Source organism: Geobacillus sp. WSUCF1 (genome assembly GCF_000422025.1).
GTDB lineage: Bacteria > Bacillota > Bacilli > Bacillales > Anoxybacillaceae > Geobacillus > Geobacillus zalihae.
Map to the genome: position 1 here is coordinate 1 of NZ_ATCO01000203.1, position 5,323 is coordinate 5,323.

Consider the following 5,323-nt stretch of genomic DNA (forward strand, 5'->3'; position numbering starts at 1 on the left):
TCTAAGCGAAGCGTAGGTGGGGGGTAGTTCACTTGTTTTATGCCTGTATACGGTAATAAGAAAGGGTGTCCCGATCCTTTTGGGGCACCCTCTCCTCGAACAATGAACGCCGCTAAGCTTTGTGGTTTTTTAGTCTAAACAGCCCGTTGTCCCCATATATATAAACCAAGCATGCCTTTCGGGCTAAAGGGGGGACAGCGGGTGATCGAAATCCATTTTGACGAGGCAAGCGAGGCGGAAAAATTGGTTGGGCTGCTAGATCACCGGCAACCGGATGACGGTCCGCTGTTTCATGCCGCTTATGACGGGAACAAAACCGTGGCGGTTTACATACAGGGCGAGGAGAAGCGTGTGCTTGAGGAGCATATCATCCCAGCGATGACGGCGTTTATGCAGGAGGTGATGGAAGACCGGCTGCTGCTATCCATCATTGCCAATGTTTTTTATTTCCGCGACGTCGAAGAACAGCAGCAAATTTTGGCCCTCGCTCATTCATTTTTGGACGGCGAGCGGCGCGATTACCGGAAAAGCGCGGCGTTTGCCGCCTCGCGCACCGTGATGTTGCGCGACGCTTTTGCCTCCTTTTTGCGCGACGGCTTGTCATTTTCGTTTTCTTCGTTCGTTACGTTCCGGTTAAAGCCGTATATGGAGCGCCTCCAACATTATGTCGAGCTGGCGATTGATGAATACAAGCTGGAGCAGGAGTATCAAAATTTTGTGCAAATGCTGCGCGACTGCCTGGCTGGCCGGACGCCGCAATGGCCGCGCCTGTATTTGGTGCACGATCCGCCGCACTTCGTATTTTACGACAGCGAGCGGCGGGAGCTGTCGGCGGCGGAAGTGAGACAGTTGATCGACCGCCATCTCGTCTTCAGCCAGCCGATGTATATTGATGCATCGGTGCTCGCTCCGCTTGTCTCGCTCGCTCCGGCGGAAATTGAGCTGTACACCGATCATCCGGATGACGGCATGGTGCAGACACTGCAAAACGTGTTTCAAGAACGGCTGATCGTCTGCCGCCGCGCCGATTTTTCCCGCTTGTTTGCCGCCAACGCTGGAAATGGGGGAGAAGCTTGATTTTTCCTGCTGTTTTCGCTATAATGACGTCATGAATATGGATGAATACAAGCGATGACGAGGACATGGGCGCATTTTTACGGTTTCCAGAGAGGGAAGGCAGCGGCTGGAACCTTCCTAACACGAAAAATGCGCTTACCCCCTCAGAGCTGCGGCAGCGAACGCAACGCCCAGTAGTTGCCGCCGGTGGACGACCGTTATTCTTGTTGAGCCATGGCATGGCGAGGCGTTGCCATGGGAAGAAGGGTGGAACCACGATGAAAACTCGTCCCTTTAGGAGGGAGGAGTTTTTTTATTTTTCCATTTTCATCATCATGACAAAGGAGTGATTGCCAATGCCAGACGTCATTCGCATCACGTTCCCAGATGGGGCGGAAAAGGAGTTTCCGAAGGGGACGACGACGGAAGACATCGCTGCCTCGATCAGCCCGGGGCTGAAGAAAAAAGCGATCGCCGGCAAACTGAACGGCCGGTTCGTTGATTTGCGCACGCCGCTTCACGAAGATGGCGAGCTTGTCATCATTACCCAAGACATGCCGGAGGCGCTTGACATTTTGCGCCATAGCACCGCCCACTTAATGGCGCAGGCGATCAAGCGGCTGTATGGCAACGTCAAGCTCGGCGTCGGTCCGGTCATTGAAAACGGCTTTTACTATGATATCGACATGGAGCATAAGCTGACGCCAGACGACCTCCCGAAAATCGAAGCGGAAATGCGCAAGATTGTCAAAGAAAATTTGGACATCGTCCGCAAAGAAGTGAGCCGCGAAGAAGCCATCCGGCTGTATGAAGAAATCGGCGATGAGTTGAAGCTCGAGTTGATCGCCGATATTCCGGAAGGCGAGCCGATTTCGATTTATGAGCAAGGCGAGTTTTTCGACCTTTGCCGCGGCGTGCACGTGCCGTCGACTGGAAAAATCAAAGAGTTCAAGCTGCTCAGCATCTCGGGGGCCTACTGGCGCGGCGACAGCAACAACAAAATGCTGCAGCGCATCTACGGCACGGCCTTTTTCAAAAAGGAAGACTTGGATCGTTATTTGCGCCTGCTTGAAGAAGCGAAAGAGCGCGATCACCGCAAATTAGGCAAAGAGCTTGAGCTGTTTACGACATCGCAACAAGTCGGACAAGGCTTGCCGCTATGGCTGCCGAAAGGAGCGACGATCCGCCGCATTATCGAACGGTACATCGTCGACAAAGAAGTGGCGCTCGGATACGATCATGTCTACACACCGGTGCTCGGCAGCGTCGAGCTGTACAAGACATCGGGCCATTGGGACCATTACAAAGAAAACATGTTCCCGCCGATGGAGATGGACAACGAAGAACTTGTGCTTCGTCCGATGAACTGCCCGCACCATATGATGATTTACAAAAGCAAGCTGCACAGCTACCGCGAGCTGCCGATCCGCATCGCCGAGCTCGGCACGATGCACCGCTATGAAATGTCTGGAGCGCTTACCGGCCTGCAGCGCGTCCGCGGCATGACGCTCAACGACGCCCACATTTTCGTGCGCCCGGACCAAATCAAAGACGAGTTCAAGCGCGTCGTCAACTTGATTTTGGAAGTCTATAAGGATTTCGGCATTGAGGAATACTCGTTCCGCTTGTCTTACCGCGATCCGCATGACAAAGAAAAATATTACGATGACGATGAAATGTGGGAAAAAGCCCAACGCATGCTGCGGGAAGCCATGGACGAGCTCGGCCTCGACTACTACGAAGCGGAAGGGGAAGCGGCGTTTTACGGGCCGAAGCTCGATGTGCAAGTGCGCACGGCGCTTGGCAAAGACGAGACGCTCTCGACGGTGCAGCTTGACTTCCTGTTGCCCGAGCGCTTTGATTTGACGTACATTGGCGAGGATGGGAAGCCGCATCGTCCGGTCGTCATCCATCGCGGCGTCGTCTCGACGATGGAGCGGTTTGTCGCGTTCCTCATCGAGGAGTATAAAGGTGCGTTTCCGACATGGCTCGCCCCGGTTCAAGTCAAAGTGATCCCCGTGTCGCCGGAGGCGCACCTCGATTACGCGTATGACGTGCAGCGGACGTTGAAAGAACGCGGCTTCCGCGTCGAAGTCGACGAGCGCGACGAAAAAATCGGCTATAAAATCCGCGAAGCGCAAATGCAAAAAATCCCGTACATGCTCGTTGTCGGCGATAAAGAAGTGTCTGAGCGAGCGGTCAACGTCCGCCGCTATGGCGAAAAAGAAAGCCAGACGATGGGGCTTGACGAGTTTATGGCCTTGCTCGCTGACGATGTGCGGGAAAAACGGACAAGATTAGGGAAAGCGCAATAAACCGTTGACAGGCGACATAAACGTTCAAGCGCCACAAGGAAGCAACGGTGGCGATGGCCCATGTCATGGGCGGTTTTTCAAAGAAATGGCGGCGTGAACAAGATTTTCTCTTGCCAATTGAATGTTGATCCGCTATAATAAAGGGCGTTGTGTTTATCAAGATCCGCTCCTTGACATGCCATCGCCAAGGTGGTATAGTGTATAAAGTGGAATGATGGCTTGTTTGTAACAAAAGCAGAAGCACCCCGCTTCTCACCTGACCGACGCCAAGACGGCTGTTGGCAGGTTGTTACGGTTCGTCAATGCGAGTGTAAGGACGTACTGCGCGGGTGCTTTGTGCATCTGCGCTTTTTTTTTGGCTGGAAGTGGGGCTCTGCTGGCAAACAAGCCAGTCGGAAAAAACCTTGGAGGTGGCTCATTATTAGCAAAGATTTTATTATCAACGAACAAATTCGTGCCCGTGAAGTGCGCTTGATCGACCAAAACGGCGAACAGCTTGGCATCAAGTCGAAGCAGGAGGCGCTTGAGATTGCGGCAAGACGCAACTTGGATCTTGTGCTTGTCGCGCCGAACGCCAAACCGCCCGTTTGCCGCATCATGGACTACGGCAAATTCCGCTTCGAGCAGCAGAAGAAAGAGAAAGAAGCGCGCAAAAAACAAAAAGTGATCAACGTCAAAGAGGTGCGCCTCAGCCCGACGATCGAGGAGCATGACTTCAACACGAAGCTGCGCAATGCGCGCAAGTTTTTGGAAAAAGGCGATAAAGTGAAGGCGACGATCCGCTTTAAAGGTCGGGCGATCACCCATAAAGAAATTGGGCAACGCGTCCTTGACCGCTTCTCGGAAGCGTGCGCCGACATTGCCGTTGTCGAAACGGCGCCGAAAATGGACGGGCGCAACATGTTTTTAGTGCTCGCACCGAAAAACGACAACAAGTAAGGAGGAACCTGCGATGCCAAAAATGAAAACTCACCGCGGCTCGGCGAAACGGTTCAAAAAAACGGCCAGCGGCAAATTAAAACGCGGCCACGCGTACACGAGCCACTTGTTTGCCAATAAAACGAAAAAACAAAAGCGTCATCTCCGCAAAGCGACGCTTGTCTCGCCTGGCGATTTCAAACGCATCCGCCAAATGCTTGACAACTTGAAATAACGACCGACTATAGGAGGGAACGATTATGCCACGCGTAAAAGGTGGACCAGTGACGCGCAGACGTCGCAAAAAAGTGTTAAAACTCGCAAAAGGCTATTTCGGCGCGAAACACGCATTATATAGAGTCGCGAACCAACAAGTGATGAAATCGCTCATGTATGCGTATCGCGACCGCCGTCAACGGAAGCGCGACTTCCGCAAACTGTGGATTGTCCGCATCAACGCAGCGGCTCGCCAAAATGGCTTGTCCTACAGCCGTTTGATGCACGGCTTGAAGCTGGCCGGCGTGGAAGTGAACCGGAAAATGCTCGCCGACTTGGCGGTGAACGACCAAGCGGCATTTGCTCAACTCGCCGATTTGGCGAAAGCGAACTTGAATAAGTAACCATGACGGCCATCCTAACAAAGGGTGGCCGTTTTTTTTTTTCGGCAACGAAATGGGGGGCTTGAAAGCCGATCAGCGCTGCTGTTTTTCTGTCAAGGAAAGGGATGGATATGTACAATACGGAATAGCGATCAATCTTCTTGCCTTTTTTATGATGGGGCTCGACAAACAAAAAGCGAAACGCCGCCGCTTTCGCATCGCCGAGCGGACGCTTTGGCTGCTGGCGTTTGCGGGCGGGGCCATCGGTGCGGCAGCTGGAATGTACACGTTTCGCCATAAAACGCGCCATCGGGCTTTTGGCTATGGCTTGCCGCTGTTGGCAGCGGTGGAGCTGTTTCTCTATTGGCGATGGATGAGGTAGAAAGGGGAGGAGAGAGTCAACTACTCCCACTTAGCTAACGCTTGAAGTGGGGG

Annotated in this window: 6 protein-coding genes and 1 other annotated feature; all 6 genes read left to right on the forward strand. The window is 53.2% G+C overall.

The genetic code is table 11. The features are described from left to right. The first annotated feature begins 201 nt into the window (after positions 1 to 201). The 6 genes from ytxC to I656_RS0116840 all read left to right on the forward strand — a co-directional run bounded on the left by ytxC (position 202) and on the right by I656_RS0116840 (position 5,270). Positions 202 to 1,077 carry a putative sporulation protein YtxC gene (gene ytxC / locus I656_RS01340; RefSeq protein ID WP_011232194.1) on the forward strand — a complete coding sequence of 292 codons (876 nt, stop codon included), beginning with the start codon at positions 202 to 204 and terminating at the stop codon, positions 1,075 to 1,077. A 335-nt stretch (positions 1,078 to 1,412) separates the two neighbouring features. After that, entirely contained in the window at positions 1,413 to 3,371 is a 1,959-nt protein-coding gene (gene thrS, locus I656_RS01335) for a threonine--tRNA ligase (RefSeq protein ID WP_014196511.1), read from the forward strand. 226 nt (positions 3,372 to 3,597) lie between these two features. After that, positions 3,598 to 3,731, forward strand: a sequence feature (ribosomal protein L20 leader region). Positions 3,732 to 3,788: 57 nt separating this feature from the next. Then, positions 3,789 to 4,310 carry a translation initiation factor IF-3 gene (gene infC / locus I656_RS0116835; RefSeq protein WP_074044349.1) on the forward strand — a complete coding sequence of 174 codons (522 nt, stop codon included), beginning with the start codon at positions 3,789 to 3,791 and terminating at the stop codon, positions 4,308 to 4,310. A 13-nt stretch (positions 4,311 to 4,323) separates the two neighbouring features. Further along, on the forward strand, positions 4,324 to 4,524 hold the full coding sequence (gene rpmI, locus I656_RS01330; protein ID WP_011232191.1) for a 50S ribosomal protein L35: 201 nt from the start codon (positions 4,324 to 4,326) through the stop codon (positions 4,522 to 4,524). A gap of 25 nt (positions 4,525 to 4,549) precedes the next feature. Further along, positions 4,550 to 4,909, forward strand: coding sequence for a 50S ribosomal protein L20 (gene rplT, locus I656_RS01325; RefSeq protein WP_011232190.1), 360 nt, complete (start codon positions 4,550 to 4,552; stop codon positions 4,907 to 4,909). A 52-nt stretch (positions 4,910 to 4,961) separates the two neighbouring features. Beyond that, positions 4,962 to 5,270 (forward strand): DUF1294 domain-containing protein, encoded by a 309-nt coding sequence (locus I656_RS0116840; RefSeq protein ID WP_020756673.1) that lies wholly within the window; start codon positions 4,962 to 4,964, stop codon positions 5,268 to 5,270. The last annotated feature ends 53 nt before the right edge of the window (positions 5,271 to 5,323 follow it).